This is a genomic window from Streptomyces brasiliensis (assembly GCF_014647875.1).
Lineage (GTDB): Bacteria > Actinomycetota > Actinomycetes > Streptomycetales > Streptomycetaceae > Streptomyces > Streptomyces brasiliensis.
Genome location: NZ_BMQA01000005.1, coordinates 271,400 through 290,822 on the forward strand (window position 1 = coordinate 271,400; position 19,423 = coordinate 290,822).

The 19,423-nt window shown below is 69.1% G+C and carries 16 protein-coding genes, 1 pseudogene and 1 riboswitch; of the genes and pseudogenes, 9 read left to right on the forward strand and 8 right to left on the reverse strand.

The window, feature by feature from the left end; translation table 11 throughout:
* Positions 1-55 precede the first annotated feature (55 nt).
* The 4 genes from IEZ19_RS10640 to IEZ19_RS10655 all read left to right on the forward strand — a co-directional run bounded on the left by IEZ19_RS10640 (position 56) and on the right by IEZ19_RS10655 (position 4,523).
* Positions 56-1,060: a tetratricopeptide repeat protein gene (locus IEZ19_RS10640; protein WP_189310874.1), complete on the forward strand. Its 1,005-nt coding sequence runs from the start codon at positions 56-58 to the stop codon at positions 1,058-1,060.
* Between the two features lie 76 nt (positions 1,061-1,136).
* On the forward strand, positions 1,137-1,787 hold the full coding sequence (def, locus tag IEZ19_RS10645; RefSeq protein WP_189310875.1) for a peptide deformylase: 651 nt from the start codon (positions 1,137-1,139) through the stop codon (positions 1,785-1,787).
* 271 nt (positions 1,788-2,058) lie between these two features.
* On the forward strand, positions 2,059-3,144 hold the full coding sequence (gene cyc1 / locus IEZ19_RS10650; RefSeq protein ID WP_189310956.1) for an epi-isozizaene synthase: 1,086 nt from the start codon (positions 2,059-2,061) through the stop codon (positions 3,142-3,144).
* Complete coding sequence (locus IEZ19_RS10655; protein ID WP_189310876.1) at positions 3,141-4,523, forward strand: bifunctional albaflavenone monooxygenase/terpene synthase; 1,383 nt, start codon at positions 3,141-3,143, stop codon at positions 4,521-4,523. The genes cyc1 and IEZ19_RS10655 overlap by 4 nt, the downstream gene beginning before the upstream one ends.
* A gap of 27 nt (positions 4,524-4,550) precedes the next feature.
* On the opposite strand, the gene IEZ19_RS10660 is transcribed toward IEZ19_RS10655, so the two are convergent.
* Entirely contained in the window at positions 4,551-5,516 is a 966-nt protein-coding gene (locus IEZ19_RS10660; RefSeq protein WP_189310877.1) for a helix-turn-helix domain-containing protein, read from the reverse strand.
* 93 nt (positions 5,517-5,609) lie between these two features.
* Here IEZ19_RS10660 and IEZ19_RS10665 point away from each other — a divergent pair, with 93 nt between their 5' ends.
* A complete protein-coding gene (locus IEZ19_RS10665; protein ID WP_189310878.1) occupies positions 5,610-5,852 on the forward strand; it encodes a hypothetical protein in 243 nt (80 codons plus the stop codon).
* On the opposite strand, the gene IEZ19_RS10670 is transcribed toward IEZ19_RS10665, so the two are convergent.
* From IEZ19_RS10670 to IEZ19_RS10695, 6 genes and pseudogenes are all read right to left on the reverse strand, one after another.
* Positions 5,765-6,772 carry a ribonucleotide-diphosphate reductase subunit beta gene (locus tag IEZ19_RS10670; protein ID WP_189310879.1) on the reverse strand — a complete coding sequence of 336 codons (1,008 nt, stop codon included), beginning with the start codon at positions 6,770-6,772 and terminating at the stop codon, positions 5,765-5,767. The genes IEZ19_RS10665 and IEZ19_RS10670 overlap by 88 nt on opposite strands.
* A gap of 56 nt (positions 6,773-6,828) precedes the next feature.
* Positions 6,829-9,201: a ribonucleoside-diphosphate reductase subunit alpha gene (locus IEZ19_RS10675; RefSeq protein WP_189310880.1), complete on the reverse strand. Its 2,373-nt coding sequence runs from the start codon at positions 9,199-9,201 to the stop codon at positions 6,829-6,831.
* Between the two features lie 122 nt (positions 9,202-9,323).
* A riboswitch (cobalamin riboswitch) is annotated at positions 9,324-9,485 on the reverse strand.
* A 25-nt stretch (positions 9,486-9,510) separates the two neighbouring features.
* Positions 9,511-9,968 (reverse strand): annotated as a pseudogene (locus IEZ19_RS10680) (GNAT family N-acetyltransferase).
* Positions 9,969-10,123: 155 nt separating this feature from the next.
* Positions 10,124-11,752 (reverse strand): monocarboxylate uptake permease MctP, encoded by a 1,629-nt coding sequence (mctP, locus tag IEZ19_RS10685; protein WP_189310881.1) that lies wholly within the window; start codon positions 11,750-11,752, stop codon positions 10,124-10,126.
* Positions 11,749-12,012 (reverse strand): DUF3311 domain-containing protein, encoded by a 264-nt coding sequence (locus IEZ19_RS10690; protein ID WP_189310882.1) that lies wholly within the window; start codon positions 12,010-12,012, stop codon positions 11,749-11,751. Before IEZ19_RS10690 ends, mctP begins: the two co-directional genes overlap by 4 nt.
* A 338-nt stretch (positions 12,013-12,350) precedes the next feature.
* Positions 12,351-13,115 (reverse strand): GntR family transcriptional regulator, encoded by a 765-nt coding sequence (locus tag IEZ19_RS10695; protein ID WP_189310883.1) that lies wholly within the window; start codon positions 13,113-13,115, stop codon positions 12,351-12,353.
* 417 nt (positions 13,116-13,532) lie between these two features.
* On the opposite strand from IEZ19_RS10695, the gene IEZ19_RS10700 reads away from it, so the two are divergent.
* The 4 genes from IEZ19_RS10700 to IEZ19_RS10715 all read left to right on the forward strand — a co-directional run bounded on the left by IEZ19_RS10700 (position 13,533) and on the right by IEZ19_RS10715 (position 18,314).
* Positions 13,533-14,813, forward strand: coding sequence for an extracellular solute-binding protein (locus tag IEZ19_RS10700; protein ID WP_189310884.1), 1,281 nt, complete (start codon positions 13,533-13,535; stop codon positions 14,811-14,813).
* 130 nt (positions 14,814-14,943) lie between these two features.
* On the forward strand, positions 14,944-15,930 hold the full coding sequence (locus IEZ19_RS10705) for a carbohydrate ABC transporter permease (protein ID WP_189310885.1): 987 nt from the start codon (positions 14,944-14,946) through the stop codon (positions 15,928-15,930).
* Positions 15,927-16,778, forward strand: coding sequence for a carbohydrate ABC transporter permease (locus IEZ19_RS10710; protein WP_189310886.1), 852 nt, complete (start codon positions 15,927-15,929; stop codon positions 16,776-16,778). The genes IEZ19_RS10705 and IEZ19_RS10710 overlap by 4 nt, the downstream gene beginning before the upstream one ends.
* Before the next feature lie 9 nt (positions 16,779-16,787).
* Positions 16,788-18,314, forward strand: coding sequence for a glycoside hydrolase family 3 protein (locus IEZ19_RS10715; protein ID WP_189310887.1), 1,527 nt, complete (start codon positions 16,788-16,790; stop codon positions 18,312-18,314).
* A gap of 80 nt (positions 18,315-18,394) precedes the next feature.
* Here IEZ19_RS10715 and nagB read toward each other — a convergent pair whose 3' ends face one another.
* Positions 18,395-19,180, reverse strand: coding sequence for a glucosamine-6-phosphate deaminase (nagB, locus tag IEZ19_RS10720; RefSeq protein WP_189310888.1), 786 nt, complete (start codon positions 19,178-19,180; stop codon positions 18,395-18,397).
* Between the last annotated feature and the right edge of the window lie 243 nt (positions 19,181-19,423).

Below are 19,423 nucleotides of genomic sequence, written 5' to 3' on the forward strand. Positions count from 1 at the left end.
GTCCGGGGGCACAAGCCAGCCCACTGTGCGGAACTGGAACTGGCAGGCGGGAATCGTGAGGATCTTCGGCAAGGGACGGCACCGGCCCTCCGCCTCCTGGCGGCAGGCCACCGACAGGGCGTTCACGCTCATCGGCGACGGCCGGTACGAGGACGCGGGCGAGCTGCTGACCCGCGCCGCCGATCTGGAGCCCTGGCTGTCGGAGTCCTGGTTCAACCTCGCGCTGCTGCACAAGTTCCGGCACGACTGGGAGCAGGCCCGCGCCGCCGGACTGCGCGCCGTGGCCCTCCTCGACCGGGAGTCCGGCGCGCCCGACTGGTGGAACGTCGGCATCGCCGCCACCGCCCTGCAGGACTGGCCGCTGGCCCGCCGCGCCTGGCAGGCCTACGGGCTGCGGGTGCCCGGGGGCACCTCCCGGCCGAAGGCTGGGGGAGGTGCCGCCGCCGGGGAGCCACTCGGCATGGAGCTGGGCAGCGCGGCCGTGCGGATGTCGCCGGAGGGGGAGGCCGAGGTCGTCTGGGGCCGGCGGCTCGATCCCGCGCGCATCGAGGTGCTGTCCATTCCGCTTCCCTCGTCCGGGCGACGCTGGGGCGAGGTCGTGCTGCACGACGGGGTGCCCCACGGCGAGCGCACCACCGCCACGGGTCACGCCTACCCGGTCTTCGACGAGATCGAGCTGTGGGCGCCGTCACCCGTGCCGACCTGGGTGGTCCTCCTGGAGGCGGCGACCGAGGCCGACCGGGACGCGCTGGAGCAGCTCGCGGCCGACGCCGGATTCGCCGCGGAGGACTGGTCGTCGTCCGTACGGCTGCTGTGCCGCATGTGCTCGGAGTCGCGGATGCCGTCCGACGAGGGCGACGGTGTCCATCTCGACCCGCACGACCACAGCGAGCCGGGCCACCCGGGCCCGCTCGGCCACCGGACCGACGGGCAGCTGTGGGTGCCGGAGCGGGAGTGCGGCGTCGCCGCGCCCGCCACGCTCGTGAGGGGGCTGCTGGACGGGTGGGTCGCGGACAGCCCCGACTCGAGGGATTGGCGGGACTTGGAAGAGGTCTGCTGAGCCGGTCATCCGCAGGGACCCCGACTAGGCTGTACTCCAGATTTTTCCAGGACTTGCAGGAAGGCATACGTCGGTCATGGCGCAGCAGGACACCGATCAGCAGCACGCGGGCGTGCTTCCCGTGAACGACGAGGGCTTCGTCATCGACATCGTGGACACCGACGAGCGCGAGCACGCCTGGCGTGAGCGCGGCACCTCGCGGCCCATCACGGTCGTCGGCAACCCGGTGCTGCACAAGGAGTGCAAGGACGTCACCGAGTTCGGCGCCGAGCTGGAGCAGCTGGTCGCGGACATGTTCGCCAGCCAGCGCACCGCCGAGGGCGTGGGCCTGGCCGCCAACCAGATCGGCGTCGACCTGAAGGTCTTCGTCTACGACTGCCAGGACGACGAGGGCACCCGGCACGTCGGTGTGGTCTGCAACCCCAAGCTGGTCGACCTGCCCGCCGACAAGCGCCACCTGGACGAGAGCAACGAGGGCTGTCTGTCCGTGCCGACGGCCTACGCGCCGCTCGCCCGGCCCGACTACGCCGAGGTCACCGGGCAGGACGAGAAGGGCAACCCGATCAAGGTGCGCGGCACCGGCTACTTTGCGCGGTGTTTGCAGCACGAGACCGACCACCTCTACGGCTACCTCTACATCGACCGGCTCTCCAAGCGTGAGCGCCGGGATGCGCTGCGGCAGATGGCCGAGAACGAGCCGCGCTACCCGGTGGTCGCCAACGACTGAGACGCACGACGACGCCTGTGACGCCTGGTCAGAATCGTTCTGACCAGGCGTCGTTCATGTGTGCCCCGTACATTCGGCCGCTCCCTGTGTCTAGCGCCTCTTATTCAGTCACACAAGGGGAGATTCTCGGCACCTTGGGGTAGCGAATGGAGCAAATCCGTTCCCAGAGCGCTGAGTTGTGGTGCTGAATGGAAGTGCGGGGATACGCAACGGCGCACGCCCGGCACAACGGGAGGGGTGTGCGTTACTGGCGGCTGAGAGGGGTTTGTTCGTGCACGCTTTACCACACGGCACCACATCGACGCCGACGACGGTGACCGTTCCACCGTCGCTCGCCCTCCCGGTGATCGAGGCGGAGTTTCCACGGGAGCTGCATCCGTATTGGCCGAAGCTCCAGGAGAAGACACGCCTCTGGCTGCTCGAAAAGCGGCTGATGCCGGCGGACAAGGTTGAGGAACATGTCGACGGCCTCTGCTACACGGACCTGATGGCGGGGTACTACCTGGGCGCCCCCGACGAGGTGATGCAGGCGATCGCCGACTACAGTGCGTGGTTCTTCGTCTGGGACGACCGTCACGACCGCGATGTCGTGCACGGCCGCACCGGCGACTGGCGACGGCTGCGGCTGCGGCTGCACGCGGCTCTGGATGCACCACGGCACCACCTGCACCACCCGGATCCCTTGGTCGCGGGATTCGCGGACAGCATGATGCGGCTGTACTCGTTCCTGCCGCGCACCTGGAACGCGCGCTTCGCCCGGCACTTCCACGCGGTGATCGACGCGTACGACCGGGAGTTCCGCAACCGGACCGAGGGATACGTCCCGCAGGTCGAGGAGTACCTCGCCCTCAGACGTCTGACCTTCGCGCACTGGATCTGGACGGATCTGCTGGAGCCGAGCGCGGGACTGGAAATTCCGGACGCCGTGCGCAAGCACCCGGCATATCGCCGTCCGGCGCTGCTGAGTCAAGAATTCGCCGCCTGGTACAACGATCTGTGTTCACTTCCGAAAGAAATTGCGGGGGACGAGGTTCACAATCTCGGAATCAGTCTCATCACGCATGAGGGGCTGAATCTGGAAGAGGCGGTCGCGGAGGTGAGGCGACGCGTGGACGACTGCATCACCGAATTTCTTGCGGTTGAGCAGGAATCGCTGCGGTTCGCCGACGACCTCGCCGACGGCACGACGCACGGAAAGGAAGTCAGCGTCGCCATGCGGGCCTGCGTCGGCAATATGCGGAACTGGTTCAGCTCGGTCTACTGGTTCCATCACGAGTCCGGCCGGTACATGGTCGACAGCTGGGACGACCGGTCCACGCCCCCGTACGTCAACAACGAATCGGCAGGTGAGAAATGACCGTCGAATCCGTGAAGCCCGTGAAGCCCGTGGCGCCCGAGGCGCCCGAGCCGATCGAGCCGCCCCTCGCGGGGGGCACCGTCCCGCTCCTGGGCCATGGCTGGAAACTGGTCCGTGACCCGCTGGCCTTCATGTCGCAGCTGCGCGACCACGGCGACGTCGTACGGCTGAAGCTCGGCCCGAAGACGGTGTACGCCGTCACCACCCCGGCCCTCACCGGCGCGGTGGCGCTCAGCCCCGACTACCACGTCGCGGGCCCGCTGTGGGAGTCCCTCGAAGACCTGCTCGGGAAGGAGGGGGTGGCCACCGCCAACGGCGCCCTGCACCGGCGTCAGCGACGCACCATCCAGCCCGCGTTCAGGCTCGACGCCATCCCCGCCTACGGGCCGATCATGGAGGAGGAGGCGCACGCGCTCACCGAGCGCTGGAAGCCCGGTGAGACCGTCGACTGCACGTCCGAGTCCTTCCGCATCGCCGTGCGCGTCGCGGCCCGCTGTCTGCTGCGGGGCCACTACATGGACGAGGCGGCTGATCGGTTGTGCGGTGCGCTCGCCACCCTCTTCCGGGGCATGTACCGGCGGATGGTGGTCCCGCTCGGACCGCTGTACAAACTGCCCCTTCCGGCCAACCGCGAATTCAACCGGGCCCTGGCCGATTTTCATCTGCTGGTCGACGAGATCGTCGCCGAACGCCGCGCGTCCGGTCAAAAGCCGGACGATTTGCTGACGGCGTTGCTGGAGGCGAAGGACGACAATGGCGACCCCATCGGGGAACAGGAGATCCACGACCAGGTCGTCGACATACTCACCGCGGGCAGCGAAACGATCGGGTCCACGATCATGTGGCTGCTTCACGTGCTCGCCGAACACCCGGAACACGCGGAGAAGGTGCGTGCCGAGGTCGAATCCGTGACCGGTGGCGACCGGCCCGTCGCATTCGATGACGTCCGTAAGCTCTCGTACACGAACAACGTTCTGGTCGAGGCCATGCGTTTGCGGCCGGCCATATGGGTATTGACGCGTCGGGCGGTGGCCGACACCGAGCTCGGCGGGTACCGCATTCCGGCCGGGGCGGACATCATCTACAGCCCGTACGCCATCCAGCGCGACCACCGCTCCTACTCGGAGAACCTCGGGTTCGACCCCGACCGCTGGCTGCCGGAGCGGTCCAAGGACGTGCCCAAGTACGCCATGCGTCCGTTCAGCGTCGGCAACCGCAAGTGCCCCAGCGACCACTTCTCGATGGCGATGCTCAGCCTGGTCATCGCGGCGCTGTCGGCCAAGTACCGCTTCGAGCAGGTCGCCGGGTCGAAGGACACGCCCCGGGTCGGCATCACGCTCCGTCCGGACAACCTGCTGGTCAAGCCCCTGCCCTGGTGAGGGGCGTCCGCTGATCCCGGCGCGCGTTCAGGCGGCCTGCGGGCCCCGGAACGCGCGCCGGTAGGCGTTCGGCGTCGTCCCCAGCGCCCGGACGAACTGGTGACGCAGCGCGGCCGCCGAGCCGAAGCCGGTGCGGTCGGCGATCGCGTCCATCGTCTCGTCGCTCCCCTCCAGCAACTCCTGGGCGAGCAGTACGCGTTGGCGCAAGATCCAGCGGTAGGGGGTGGTGCCGGTCTCCTGCTGGAAGCGGCGGGCGAAGGTGCGCGGCGCCATATGAGCGCGCGCGGCGAGCTGCTCGACGGTGACCTCCCGGTCGAGGTGCTGTTCCATCCAGGCCAGCACCTCGCCCACGGTGTCGCAGGTGTCCTTGGGCAGCGGCCGCTCGATGTACTGGGTCTGTCCGCCGTCCCGGTGCGGCGGCACCACCATGCGCCTGGCGATCTTGTTGGCGACCTCGGGGCCCTGCTCCTTGCGCACGATGTGCAGACAGGCGTCGATGCCGGCCGCGGTGCCCGCGGAGGTGATCACCGGGTCCTCGTCCACGTAGAGCACGTCCGGCTGGACCCGGGTGCGCGGGAAGCGGCGGGCCAGCAGGTCCGCGTGCCGCCAGTGCACCGCGCAGCGCCGCCCGTCGAGCAGTCCGGCGGCGCCCAGCACGAAGACGCCCGAGCAGACGCTCAGCACCCGGGCGCCCCGGCCCACGGCCCGGCGCAGGGCGTCGAGCAGCTCGGGGGGATACTCCCGGTCGACGTTCGCGTCCGAGGCCGGGATCGCGATCAGGTCGGCGTCCTCCAGCCGGTCGAGCCCGTACGGCGTCGACACGGTGAGCCCGACGACATGGGTGCCCAGCGACGGGCCCTCGGCGGAGACCACGGCGAAGTCGTACACCGGCAGCCCCTCGTCGCTGCGGTCGAGCCCGAACACCTCGCACAGCACGCCGAGTTCGAAGGGATGCACGCCGTCGAGCAGGGGGACGGCCACGTTCGTCAGCATGCCGCCAGTGTGCCTCAGAAGTGGCAGCAATTCGAGGGTGTGCGGCAGTCCTGCCACTCACGGTAAGGAGCATTCGGCGCGACAGTGGTGTCCATGAACACGAACCAGATCGAAGGCATGATCGGAATGGTCACCGTCCTCGGGATCCTCGTCCTCCTGGCCCTCCCGTCGCTGATCGGAGTCGTACGCGACCGGCGCGTCGACCGGCAGCTCAGGGAGGCCCAGGAGGAGCGGGCCGGCGAGGAGGGTCAGAAGTCCTCGTCCAGGTCGACGGTGCCCTCCACCGCCACCTGGTACGCCGAAGGACGCCGCTCGAAGAAGTTGGTCAGCTCCTGAACCCCCTGCAACTCCATGAAGGAGAACGGGTTCTCCGAGCCGTGGACCGGAGCGAAGCCGAGCCGTGTGAGCCGCTGGTCGGCGACGCACTCGAGGTACTGCCGCATGGAGTCGGTGTTCATGCCCGGGAGGCCGTCACCGCACAGGTCGCGCGCGAACTGCAGCTCGGCCTCGACGGCCTCCCGCAGCATGTCGGTGACCTGCTCCCGGAGTTCGTCGTCGAAGAGGTCCGGCTCCTCCTTGCGGACGGTGTCGACCACGTCGAAGGCGAAGGACATGTGCATGGTCTCGTCGCGGAACACCCAGTTGGTGCCGGTGGCGAGACCGTGCAGCAGACCACGGCTGCGGAACCAGTAGACGTACGCGAAGGCGCCGTAGAAGAACAGTCCCTCGATGCACGCGGCGAAGCAGACGAGGTTGAGCAGGAAGCGGCGGCGGTCGGCCCGGGACTCCAGCCGGTCCAGCTTCTCCACGGAGTCCATCCACTTGAAGCAGAACTCCGCCTTCTCGCGGATGGACGGGATGTTCTCCACGGCCGCGAAGGCGGCGGCGCGGTCCTCCGGATCGGGGAGATACGTGTCCAGCAGCGTCAGATAGAACTGGACGTGCACGGCCTCCTCGAAGAGCTGACGGCTCAGGTACAGCCGCGCCTCGGGAGAGTTGATGTGCTTGTACAGCGTCAGCACCAGGTTGTTCGCGACGATCGAGTCGCCCGTCGCGAAGAACGCGACCAGCCGGCCGATCAGATGCTGCTCACCCGGTGTCAGCTTCGCGAGGTCGGCGACGTCCGAGTGGAGGTCGACCTCCTCGACGGTCCAGGTGTTCTTGATGGCGTCCCGGTAGCGCTCGTAGAAGTCGGGGTAGCGCATGGGCCGGAGCGTCAGCTCGAAGCCGGGGTCGAGGAGATTCTGGTCAGTCATGGCAATCGGCGCGAAGCGCCGTCCTCCAGGGTCGGTGGTCGGGTGGCGGGCGGGCATTACTGGCAGGCCTCGCAGGACTCGGGGTTCTCGAGGGAGCAGGCGACCGCGTCGGGGTCGGCGATCTGCTGGACGGGGACGGTGGCCCGGGCCGCGCGGGCGATGCGGGTCGCCGGGCGCGAGCGCAGGTAGTACGTCGTCTTCAGGCCCTGCTTCCAGGCGTACGCGTACATCGAGGAGAGCTTGCCGATGGTCGGCGTCTCCATGAAGAGGTTCAGCGACTGGGACTGGTCCAGATACGGGGTGCGGGCCGCCGCCATGTCGATCAGTCCGCGCTGCGGGATCTCCCACGCCGTGCGGTACAGGGCCCGTACGTCCTCGGGGATCCAGGCGAAGTCCTGCACCGAGCCGCTGGACTCGCGCAGCGCCTCACGGGTGCGGGCGTCCCAGACACCCAGCTCCTTGAGGTCGTTCACCAGATACGAGTTGACCTGGAGGAACTCGCCGGAGAGGGTCTCGCGCTTGAACAGGTTGGACACCTGCGGCTCGATGCACTCGTACACGCCCGCGATCGAGGCGATGGTGGCCGTCGGGGCGATGGCGAGCAGCAGCGCGTTGCGCATGCCGACGGACGCGATCCGCTCGCGCAGCGCGGCCCAGCGCTCCGGCCACGCCTGCTGGACGCCGTAGTGGTCGGGGTGCAGGACTCCCTGCGCGGTACGCGTCTTCTCCCAGGCCGGGAGCGGGCCGCTCCGCTCGGCGAGATCGGCGGAGGCCTCGTACGCGGCGAGCATGATGCGCTCGGCGATGCGGGTGGACAGGTCGCGTGCCTCGGGCGAGTCGAAGGGCAGGCGCAGTTTGAAGAAGACGTCCTGGAGACCCATCGCGCCCAGGCCCACCGGACGCCACTTGGCGTTGGAACGGCCCGCCTGCTCGGTGGGGTAGAAGTTGATGTCGACGACGCGGTCGAGGAAGGTGACGGCGGTGCGGACCGTCTCGTCCAGCCGCTCCCAGTCGAGGTCGCCCGTCGCCGTGTCGACAAAGGCACCCAGGTTGACCGACCCCAGGTTGCAGACCGCCGTCTCCCCGTCGTCTGTGACCTCCAGGATCTCCGTGCAGAGGTTGGAGGAGTGGACGACGTTGCCCGGGGCCGCCGTCTGGTTGGCCGTGCGATTGGCGGCGTCCTTGAAGGTCATCCAGCCGTTGCCGGTCTGTGCGAGGGTGCGCATCATACGGCCGTACAGATCGCGGGCCTGGATCGTCTTCTTCGCGAGGCCCTTCGTCTCGGCCGCCCGGTACGCGGCGTCGAACTCCTCGCCCCACAGGTCGACCAGTTCCGGTACGTCGGACGGCGAGAACAGCGACCACTGGCCGTCGGAGTCGACCCGGCGCATGAACTCGTCCGGGACCCAGTGCGCGAGATTGAGGTTGTGGGTGCGCCGGGCGTCCTCACCGGTGTTGTCGCGCAGCTCAAGGAACTCCTCGATGTCGGAGTGCCAGGTCTCCAGGTAGACGGCCGCGGCACCCTTGCGCCGGCCGCCCTGGTTCACCGCCGCCACCGACGCGTCGAGGGTCTTGAGGAACGGGACGATGCCGTTGGAGTGCCCGTTGGTGCCGCGGATCAGCGAACCCCGGGAGCGGATACGGGAGTACGCCAGCCCGATGCCGCCCGCGTGCTTGGAGAGCCGGGCGACCTGGTGGTAGCGATCGTAGATCGAGTCCAGCTCGTCCTTCGGGGAGTCGAGGAGGTAGCAGGACGACATCTGGGGGTGCCGCGTACCGGAGTTGAACAGCGTGGGGGAGGAGGGCAGATAGTCGAGGCGGCTCATCAAGCCGTACAGCGCGGCGACTTCGTCGACCGAGCGGGTCGTGTCGTCCTCGGCGAGGCCGGCCGCCACGCGCAGCAGGAAGTGCTGGGGCGTCTCGACGACCTTGCGGGTGTGCGGGTGGCGCAGCAGATAGCGGCTGTGCAGGGTGCGCAGGCCGAAGTAGCCGAAGCGGTCGTCGGCGGCAGGGTCGGCCAGCGCGTCGAGCCGCCGGGCGTGCAGCCGTACGAACTCGGCGGTGCGGTCGGCGATCAGGCCCTCGCGGTGACCCACGGCGACCGACTCGGTGAACGAGGTGACGCCCTGTGAGGCGGCCTCGGCGCGGATGCCGATGGTCAGCAGGCGGGCGGCCAGCCGCGAGTAGGCGGGGTCCTCCGAGATCAGGCCGGCGGCGGCCTCGGTCGCCAGCTCGCGCAGCTCCGTCTCGTCGGCGTGCGCCGACCGGCCGCGCAGCGCGGCGGCGACGACCCGGCCGGGGTCGGCGTCGGGGAGGTCTGCGGTCAGCTCGGTCAGGGTGCGCAGCAGCGCGCTTCCGGGACCGTCGGGCTCCGGGGCCGGGGCGGACGGACCGGTGGCTGAAGCCGGTTCGGCTGGCGCGATGGTCACGTGGGACTCTCCCTCGCTCGGCACGGGGCCTTGCGGAGGGCAGGGGGCAGCACACGAGCGCACGCGGCGTCGCGTCCACCGGCCCACTCCACGAGGCCCGGACGTCAGGGCACCCGACCGGACGGCCGGGCGCGCTGTCGGCAGGTCCTCGGACTGAAGCAGGCGTGCGGATGCACGCATGTACACCGTTGCGGGACAGTTCCGGATTCGCACCGGATTCCCCTGCGGCGACAGCGAGCATGAGCATACATCTTGTGCCGCTCGCCGGCGGCACCCCCATATGTTGTGTCGCGGTGATTTCGGAGCGTGTCAGAGCGTCAACTCATAGGTGAGCAGCAGGATGTCGTCGAGTTTCGGGAAGGGGCTGTCAGTCCCGCTCGGGGACCCGGACGAAGCCGAGGCGCTCGTGGATGCGGTGGGCGGTGCGCATGGTGCGCTGCGTCGACAGGACGATCCGTGCGCAGCCCTCGACGCCCCTCGCCCGCTCGACGCAAACGCGCACGAGCGCGTCGCCGACGCCCCGGCCGCGGGCGGGGTGGTCGGCGGCGAGCATCCGTATCTCGGCCTCTCCGGGGCGGCACTTGTCCGTCGGCCACGGCCACCAGTACTTCGGCGGACGCCGCGCGCTTGGCCACGTTCCGCAACTCATCGAGGTACGCGTCGTTCTCACCGAAGCCGAGGAGGCCGTCGTCGAGACAGGCGCGGGCGGTGATGTCGCCCAGGGGCGCGTAGTCGCCGGGGGTGGCGGTACGGATTGCGATGCCCATGGCATCGAGTGTGCGGGTGGGCATGGCAGCGGGCCGCCGATTTTCTTGCTCCCGGCGGCCCGCTGCGGGTTGTCGGTGGCTGGTCGCGCCCACGCGGCGGAGCCGCATATCGACACGGCCCCGCGCCCTTTCGAGGGCGCGGGGCCGTGCGGTGTCTAGTGGCTCGACCCCGCCGTCGCCGGAGGCAGTTCCACCTGGACGCCCGCGTCGCCCGCGTCCGACGTGTAGTCCTCCGGGCTTGTCTCGTCGACTCCCTCGGGGGCCTTCAGGGCCTTCAGGACGAAGGTCAGGACCACCGTGACCACGACGTTCATGACGAACGCCGTGAGGCCGATGTAGCCGATCTCGCCGATGCCCGGAATCTCCTTCGCCGAGCCGCCGAAGTGCTTCTGGGTCGGCGAGGCCACCCCGTACGCGGCGACCGTGCCGTACACCATGCCGACCGCCCAGCCCACGAGCAGCGCCCAGCGGTGGAACCAGCGGGTGAACAGGCCGCCGACCAGGGCCGGGAAGGTCTGCAGGATCCAGATGCCGCCGAGCAGCTGGAAGTTGATCGCCACCGTCTTGTCCATGGTCAGGACGAAGACCAGCGCGCCCACCTTCACCAGCAGGGAGACCAGCTTGGAGACCTTGGTCTCCTCCTTGGCTGTGGCGTTCGGCTTGATGAAGTCCTTGTAGATGTTGCGGGTGAAGAGGTTCGCCGCAGCGATCGACATGATCGCCGCCGGCACCAGCGCGCCGATGCCGATCGCCGCGAAGGCCACGCCCGCGAACCAGTCCGGGAACATGTTCTCGAACAGCTGCGGGATCGCCAGCTGGCCGTTCTGCACCTTCACGCCGGCCGCGATCGCCATGAAGCCCAGCAGGCCGAGCAGGCCGAGCATCAGGGAGTACAGCGGCAGGATCGTGGTGTTGCGGCGGATCACCTCACGGCTGCGCGAGGACAGCGTCGCGGTGATCGAGTGCGGGTACATGAACAGCGCGAGCGCCGAGCCGAGGGCCAGCGTGGCGTATGTCCACTGGCCCGCCGGAGCCGGTGCGAGCGCTCCGCGCGGGGCCCCGGTCGCCGGGTTGACCTGGGCGAACGCGTCGCCGGCCTTGGCGAAGATGTCGTCGAAGCCGCCGAGCTTGATCGGGATGTAGATGATCGCCACCGCGATGACGATGTAGATCAGCGCGTCCTTCACGAACGCGATCAGCGCCGGGGCCCTGAGGCCCGAGGAGTACGTGTAGGCGGCCAGCACGCCGAAGGCGATCAGCAGCGGCAGGTCCTTCACGAACCAGTTGGCGCTCTCGCCGCCGCCGACGCCCATCACGTCGAGCACCGCCTGGATGCCGACCAGCTGGAGCGCGATGTACGGCATGGTCGCCAGGATGCCGGTGACCGCCACCGCCAGCGACAGACCCTTCGAACCGAAGCGGCCGCGCACGAAGTCCGACGGCGTCACGTAACCGTGCTTGTGCGACACCGACCACAGCCGGGGCAGGAACGTGAAGATCAGCGGGTAGACCAGGATCGTGTACGGCACCGCGAAGAAGCCCGCCGCGCCCGCCGCGTAGATCGCCGCCGGTACGGCCACGAAGGTGTACGCCGTGTAGAGGTCGCCGCCGAGCAGGAACCAGGTGATCCAGGTGCCGAAGGACCGGCCGCCCAGGCCCCACTCGTCGAGGCTGTGCTCGTTGTCCGGTCTGCGCCAGCGCGCGGCCAGGAAGCCCATGACCGTGACGGCCAGGAAGAAGAAGATGAAGACGCCGAGCGCGACGCCGTTCACGCCGTCCTTCATGCCGACGCACCGTCCTTCCGGGCCTTGCGGGCGCGCTGGTCACGCTGCCAGAGCTGGTACGCGGTCATCGTCAACGCGGTGGAGATCAGCACCCACGCCATCTGGTACCAGTAGAAGAACGGGATCCCGATGAACGTGGGGTCGGTCTTGGCATAGGAGCTCACCCAGAGCATCGCCACGAAGGGCGCGACCAGACACAGGGCGATCACCACCCGTACCGGTGTTACGACCGGCGGTTTCACTTCAGGTGCATCTGACATGCCACGGCTCCGTCCCCTCGCTGAACACCTGTGCAACGCGCAGGCAATGTAGGTGACGGTGCAACTATGCGGAAGCCCCCTTCCGTATTTCGGTCCCGAACGGAAATCTCAGCAGCACCGGAAGCCCTGCCGCGGGTCCGACTCCTGGCGGTCCATGCGTATACGTTCGAATTCTCACCGGGGGCAGTATCTCCGCCTCCGGGTACACCTTCCAGGCATGCGTGAGATACCGGGCATACGCGGATTTGCCGTTCAGTTCGCGCACGCACATCGTCGGCCCACCCGGCTCGGCGACTGCTCGCGTGGTGAACGGTCACCTCGTGGCGACCGGTGCAGGCTTATTCCGTCGGCCGCTTGAGCCGGGCCACGAACTTGTAGCGGTCGCCGCGGTACACCGAGCGCACCCACTCCACCGGGTTGCCCCCGCGGTCCAGGGAGTGGCGGGAGAGCATCAGCATCGGCAGGCCCACGTCGGTGCCCAGCAGGCTCGCCTCGCGCGGGGTGGCCAGCGAGGTCTCGATGGTCTCCTCGGCCTCCGCGAGATGGACGTCGTACACCTCGGCCAGGGCGGTGTAGAGCGACGTGTACTTGACGAGCGACCTGCGCAGGGCGGGGAAGCGCTTCGCGCTCAGATGTGTGGTCTCGATGGCCATCGGCTCGCCGTTGGCCATGCGCAGCCGTTCGATGCGCAGCACCCGGCCGCCGGCCGCGATGTCGAGCAGTCCGGCGAGGCGGTCGTCGGCGGTGATGTACCCGATGTCGAGGAGCTGCGAGGTCGGCTCCAGGCCCTGCGCGCGCATGTCCTCGGTGTAGGAAGTGAGTTGCAGCGCCTGGGAGACCTTCGGCTTGGCGACGAAGGTGCCCTTGCCCTGGATGCGCTCCAGGCGGCCTTCGACCACCAGCTCCTGCAGGGCCTGGCGGACGGTGGTGCGCGAGGTGTCGAACTCGGCGGCGAGGGTGCGCTCGGGCGGCACGGGGGTGCCCGGCGACTGCGTCTCCGTCATGTCGAGCAGGTGCTTCTTCAAGCGGTAGTACTTGGGCACGCGCGCGGTACGGACGGTCGCCCCACCCTCGTTCTCCGCACTGCTGACGTCGGTGCTCATGCTCTGCCTTCCCGGCTCCTCGTGCCGAAGCGACCGACATTCCATCGGCCACGGCTCACATCGTGGCACGGCTTCGTACGGCGGGAGGTCACCCGCACGCTCCGTGATCCCCTCTGTATACCGCCGCACCTCCAGTTGGTCTAGTCCACAGGGTCGCCAAAGAGCCGGTGGTCCACGTCAACCGGGCCGTCCGATCTGTCGCTTGGGGAATGAAAGGTCCCTGCATATCTCGGTCGCATCACGGACGCCGGGAGCCTGCCTGAACACCCTTGACAGGCCTATTGGTCTGGGCCAAGCTCCCCTCTACTGGTCTACACCATTGGTCCAGGTCCAGGTCCCGGCCCCATGGGCGGTACGACGCGTTGACGGTCACCGCGGGGAGGCAGGGGGGATTGTGGCATCCCTGAGGAGGGTGGCGTGAAGCGCAAGCTGATAGCCGCGATCGGTATCGCGGGCATGGTCGTCTCCGTCGCGGCGTGTGGCAGTGACAAGAAGGACGACAAGGCGCAGGGGGCGGACGCCAAGGAGCTCACCGTCTGGCTCACCGTCGACGCCCAGAACAACTGGCCCAACCTGGTGAAGGCCGCCGACGCCGCCGTGCAGAAGAAGCACCCCGGCATCAAGATCAAGCACGAGTACTACGGCTGGCCGGACAAGAACACCAAGCTGGACGCCGTCCTCGCCACAGACAAGGCCCCCGACGTGGTCGAGATGGGCAACACCGAGATGCTCGGCTACATGGTCAAGGGCGCCTTCGCACCCGTCGACCCGGCCCAGTACAGCAACTCCGGGGCCTGGCTGGACGGCCTCAAGGCCTCGGTGACGTACGAGGGCAAGACCTACGGCGTGCCGTACTACGCCGGTGGCCGCGTCGGCACCTGGCGCAAGGACATCGCCGCCGCGTCCGGCATCAAGGCGCCCCCGAAAACGTACGACGAGCTGACCGGCGACCTGGACAAGATCCAGAAGAAGCAGGGCGCCAAGTTCAACGCCTGGTACCAGCCCACCCGTGACTGGTACGCGGCCATGTCCTTCGTCTACGACGCCGGCGGCTCCATCGCCAAGGAGGAGGGCGGCCAGTGGAAGGCCAGCCTCTCCTCGCCCGAGTCGCTCAAGGGCCTGAACGAGTTCAAGACGATCCTCGACAAGTACATGCACGGCGACAAGACCAAGGACGAGTCCGACCGTTACATCGTCTACGGCCAGGGCAAGTCCGACCTGATCTTCGGCGCCGCCTGGGAGGGCGCGACCGCAGCCGACCCGAAGAACGACAAGACCGGCAAGCTCAAGGACAACCTCGAGAACTTCGTGCTGCCCGGTCCGTCCGGCAAGAACATGCCGGTGTTCCTGGGCGGTTCGGACCTCGCCATCCCGGTCAAGTCGAAGGCCCAGGCCGTCGCCGCCGAGTGGATCAACGCCTTCACCGGACCCGAGGGCCAGAAGGGCCTGATGGCCAAGGGCAACCTGCCCAACAACAAGACCGACCTCGCCACCCTCAAGAACGACCCGGCGACCGTCGTCCCGGCCACCGCGGCCGAGTCCAACTGGTTCGTCCCGATGGCCCCCGGCTGGGGCCAGGTCGAGAAGGCCCAGGTCCTGCAGACCATGCTGCAGAACATCGGCACCGGCAAGAAGTCGGTCGAGGACGCCGCGAAGGAAGCGGACGCCGCGATCGACAAGGTCATCAACACCAAGTGACCCGAGCCGTGGGGCCCCTTCGACCTTGGAGGTCATCGGGGGAGGGGCCCCGCTCCCTGTACGGCCGCGCGGTGTCCGGCGCCGCGCGGCCTTGCTTCGTACGACCAGAGGGACCTTCGAGGAGCGCGCGATGAGTGCCGCAGACACGACCACCCCTGCCAAGGTGCCGCCGCCGCGGCAGGCGCCGCCACCGGGCGTCCCCGAACGGCCACGCGGAAAGCGGACGTCGGGCGGATCCGCCACCCCCTGGCTGCTGCTCGCCCCTTGTCTGGTGGTCCTCGCCCTGGTCATGGGCTATCCGCTGGTCCGGCTGGTCACGCTGTCCTTCCAGAAGTTCGGGCAGTCCCAGCTGTGGGGCTTCCAGCCGCCCGAGTCGGTGGGCTTCGACAACTTCTCCAAGGTGCTGGGCGACGGCGAGTTCTGGCAGGTCGTCCTGCGCACGGTGATCTTCGCGGCCGGCTCGGTCATCTTCACGATGGTCCTCGGCATGCTGGTGGCCCTGTTGCTGCAGCGGGTCTCCGGCTGGGTGAAGACCCTCGTCAACATCGCGCTCGTGGCCAGCTGGGGCATGCCCGTCATCGTCGCCACCACCGTCTTCAAGTGGCTCTTCGACGCGGACTACGGCATCCTCAACGCCCTGATCAGCAAGCTGCCAGGCGTCGATCTGATCGGCCACAACTGGTTCGCGAGCGGGCCTGAGGGCCTGGCCGTGATCATGCTGCTCGTGGTCTGGGGCGCGGTCCCCTTCGTGGTCATCACGCTCAGCGCCGGCCTCACGCAGGTCCCCCAGGAGCTGGAGGAGGCGGCCCGCCTCGACGGCGCGGGCGCGTGGGGCGTCTTCCGGTACGTGACGCTGCCCATCCTCAAGCCCATCATCGTGATGCTCACGACCCTCTCGGTCATCTGGGACATGGGCGTCTTCCCGCAGGTCTTCGTGATGCGCGGCGGACACCCCGAGGCCGAGTTCCAGCTGCTGACCACCTACTCCTACGACCGCGCCTTCGTGGTCAACGACTATGCGCAGGGCTCGGCGATCGCCTTGATCACCGTCGTCCTGCTCCTTGGCGTGGTCGCCGTGTACATGCGCCAGATGCTGAAGATCGGAGAGGTCGAATGAGCGGCATGAGCACCCTCGCCCCGCAGGGCCGCCGAACGTCCCGGCTCGGCTGGAACCTGCTCGGTCTCCTCGTCTTCGTCACGGCCGGCTTCCCCGTCTACTGGATGCTCAACACGGCGTTCAAGCCCGCCAAGGACGCCATCGACCCGGACCCGAGCCTGCTGCCGACGGGGCTGACTCTGTCCAACTTCAGCCGAGCGCTGGACATCGCGGACTTCTGGGGCCCGGTCAGCCGCAGCCTGATCGTCTCGCTGTCCGTGGTCGCGATCGGCATCGTCGTCGGCATGCTGGCCGCGCTCGCCATCTCCCGGTTCGCCTTCCGCGGCCGCAAGATCGTGATCGTCGGCATCCTCGCGGTGCAGATGGTCCCGCTGGTCGCCATGATCATCCCGGTCTTCCTGCTGCTCAACGACCTGAAGCAGTACGACAAGCTCACCGGCCTCATCATCACGTACCTGACGTTCATCCTCCCCTTCACGGTGTGGACGCTGCGCGGCTTCATCGTCAACATCCCGCGGGAGCTGGAGGAGGCCGCGATGGTGGACGGCTGCTCCCGCACGGCCGCCTTCATCCGCGTGGTCTTCCCGCTGCTGGCCCCCGGTATGGTCGCCACCTCGGTCTACGGCTTCATCCAGGCCTGGAACGAGTACCTGTACGCCCTCATGCTGCTCAGCCAGGAGCACCAGACCGCGACCGTCTGGCTCGGCAACTTCACCACCAAGCACGGCACCGAGTACGCCCCCATGATGGCCGGAGCCACCATGATGGCAGTGCCGATCGTGGCCCTGTTCCTCCTCGTTCAGCGCAAGATGGCCGCGGGTCTGACCGCCGGTGCCGTGAAGGGATGACGCCATCCGATGACGACTATCGCCAACGGCACCGACACTCTCACCAGGGACGCCCTCACCGTCCTGCAGCCCGGCTTCACCGGCACCACCGCACCCGACTGGGTGCTGCGCCGGCTCGGTGAAGGCCTGGCGTCCGTGGGCCTGTTCGGCCGCAACATCGCGACCCCGGACCAGGTCGCCGCCCTCACGGCCCAGTTGCGCGCGGAACGGGACGACGTCCTGGTCGCGATCGACGAGGAGGGCGGAGACGTCACACGCCTCGAGGTGAGCACGGGCTCCTCCTTCCCCGGCAACCACGCGCTCGGCGCGGTGGACGACGTGGAGCTGACGCGGGAGGTCGCCTTCGAACTCGGCCGCCGGCTCGCGGCCTGCGGCGTGAACCTCAACTGGGCGCCGTCGGCCGACGTGAACTCCAACCCCGACAACCCGGTCATCGGCGTGCGCTCCTTCGGCGCCGACACCGACCTGGTCGCCCGGCACACGGCGGCCTATGTCGCGGGCCTCCAGGCGTCCGGCGTGGCCGCCTGCACGAAGCACTTCCCCGGCCACGGCGACACGGCCGTCGACTCCCACCACGCGATGCCCCGCATCGACGTGGACGCGGTGGTCCTCCACTCCCGTGACCTGGCCCCCTTCCGCGCGGCCGTCACCGCCGGTACGCGGGCGGTGATGAGCGCGCACATCCTGGTCCCGGCCCTCGACCCCGACCACCCGGCCACACTGTCCCACCGGATCCTGACCGACCTGCTGCGCGGCGAACTCGGCTACAACGGCCTGATCGTCACGGACGGCATGGAGATGCAGGCCATCGCCGCGACGTACGGCATCGAACGCGGCAGCGTCCTCGCCATCGCGGCCGGCGCGGACGCGATCTGCGTGGGCGGCGGCCTCTCGGACGAGGAAACGGTTTGCCGCCTGCGGGACGCCCTGGTCGCCGCCGTGCGGTCGGGCGACCTCGCGGAGGAACGTCTGGCTGAGGCGGCGGAACGGGTTCGCGGACTGGCGGAGTGGACGGCATCGGGGGGAACGCGCGCGGGGTACGTACGGCCGGCTCACGACGTCGGGCTCCTCGCCGCCCGGCGGGCGCTGACCGTCACCGGTGCCGAGGCGTACGAACCGCTGACCGAGGCTCCCTACGTCGCCGCCTTCACCCCGGTCGCGAACATCGCCGTCGGTGACGAGACGCCGTGGGGGCTCGCGGCGGAGCTGGCCCGGTCGCTGCCCGACACACAGACGGGCAGCTTCACCGGGGCGACGGCGGGCCAGGCGGCGCTGTCCGCCGCGGGGAAGCGGCGCGTGATCGCCGTGGTCCGCGACGAACACCGGCACGCCTGGATGGGGACGGCCCTCGACACGCTCCTGACGGCCCGCCCCGACACGATCGTGGTCGAGATGGGCGTGCCCCAGTCCCCGCCCCGGGGCGCCCTCCACATCGCCACGCACGGCGCGGCCCGCGTCTGCGCCATCGCCGCGGCGGAGGTCATCGCCGGCGCCTGGCCCTCGGGTCCCTCCCCGGCCCCCGACCCCGGTGCCTGATCCCTGATCCCTGATCCCCAACGACGGAGGTGCCGGTCCCCGCGCAGGGCGACCGGCACCTCCGTCATGGCCCGATACTGCTAGATCCCCTGCCACTCCGGCTTGTTGGCGTATGTGTGGCGGAAGTAGTCCGCCAGCTTCAGCTTGGACGCGGCGGCCTCGTCGACGACCACCGTGGCGTGCGGGTGCAGTTGCAGCGCCGAGGCGGGGCACACCGCGGCCACCGGTCCCTCGACCGTCGCCGCGACCGCGTCCGCCTTGCCCTCACCGGTCGCGAGCAGCACCAGGTGCCGGGCCTCCAGGATCGTTCCGATGCCCTGCGTGATCACGTGGTGCGGCACCTGCTCGATGTCGCCGTCGAAGAACCGCGCGTTGTCGACCCGCGTCTGCTCGGTCAGCGTCTTGATCCGCGTGCGCGAGGCGAGCGACGAGCACGGCTCGTTGAACCCGATGTGCCCGTCGGTCCCGATCCCGAGCAACTGGAGATCCACGCCCCCGGCCTCGGCCAGCGCCCGGTCGTACGCCACGCACGCCGCGGCCACGTCCTCGGCCGTACCGTCGGGCCCCATGAACGCGTCCATCCCGATGCCGAGCGGCTCCAGCACCTCCCGGCGCAGCACCGAACGGTACGACTCGGGGTGCTCCGAGGGCAGCCCCACGTACTCGTCGAGCTGGGCGATCCGCGCCCGCGCGGTGTCCACGGCGCCGGAGCGCACCTTCGCCGTCAGCGCCTGGTAGATGGGCAGCGGGGTCGAGCCGGTGGCCACGCCCAGCAGGGCGTCGGGCTTGCGCCTCAGGAGCTGTGCCATGGCCTCGGCGATCAGCTCGCCGCCCGCCGCGGCGTCAGGAACGATGACAACTTCCACGCTGGGCCTGCCGTTCTGAAGAGGGCTGGAAGGTCCGGGAAAGGACTATGTGGTTTAGACCAATCTAACACTCACCCCGCGCGAGCGCCGCCCCTCCAGGGGAAGTGGAACGGGACCGCGCGGCGACCCGCGAGCGCTGTTCGAGGGGGTGTGCGCGGCTACGGCGGTAGCTGCTCGACGCCCGAGGCCGAGGAAGCAGTCGCCGACATCGCCATGGCCGTCCGGCCCCGCGAGCGACCCGGT

Bases quoted from the DNA above. Each gene is read 5' to 3' on its own strand.
- IEZ19_RS10660 (WP_189310877.1), bottom strand. From the start codon at position 5,516: ATGCTGACGAACGTGGCCGTCCCCCTGCTCGACGGCGTGCATCCCTTC.
- IEZ19_RS10715 (WP_189310887.1), top strand. From the start codon at position 16,788: ATGACGACTATCGCCAACGGCACCGACACTCTCACCAGGGACGCCCTC.
- IEZ19_RS10710 (WP_189310886.1), top strand. From the start codon at position 15,927: ATGAGCGGCATGAGCACCCTCGCCCCGCAGGGCCGCCGAACGTCCCGG.
- IEZ19_RS10705 (WP_189310885.1), top strand. From the start codon at position 14,944: ATGAGTGCCGCAGACACGACCACCCCTGCCAAGGTGCCGCCGCCGCGG.
- IEZ19_RS10670 (WP_189310879.1), bottom strand. From the start codon at position 6,772: ATGACTGACCAGAATCTCCTCGACCCCGGCTTCGAGCTGACGCTCCGG.
- IEZ19_RS10665 (WP_189310878.1), top strand. From the start codon at position 5,610: ATGAACACGAACCAGATCGAAGGCATGATCGGAATGGTCACCGTCCTC.
- IEZ19_RS10655 (WP_189310876.1), top strand. From the start codon at position 3,141: ATGACCGTCGAATCCGTGAAGCCCGTGAAGCCCGTGGCGCCCGAGGCG.
- IEZ19_RS10690 (WP_189310882.1), bottom strand. From the start codon at position 12,012: ATGTCAGATGCACCTGAAGTGAAACCGCCGGTCGTAACACCGGTACGG.
- IEZ19_RS10695 (WP_189310883.1), bottom strand. From the start codon at position 13,115: ATGAGCACCGACGTCAGCAGTGCGGAGAACGAGGGTGGGGCGACCGTC.
- def (WP_189310875.1), top strand. From the start codon at position 1,137: ATGGCGCAGCAGGACACCGATCAGCAGCACGCGGGCGTGCTTCCCGTG.
- mctP (WP_189310881.1), bottom strand. From the start codon at position 11,752: ATGAAGGACGGCGTGAACGGCGTCGCGCTCGGCGTCTTCATCTTCTTC.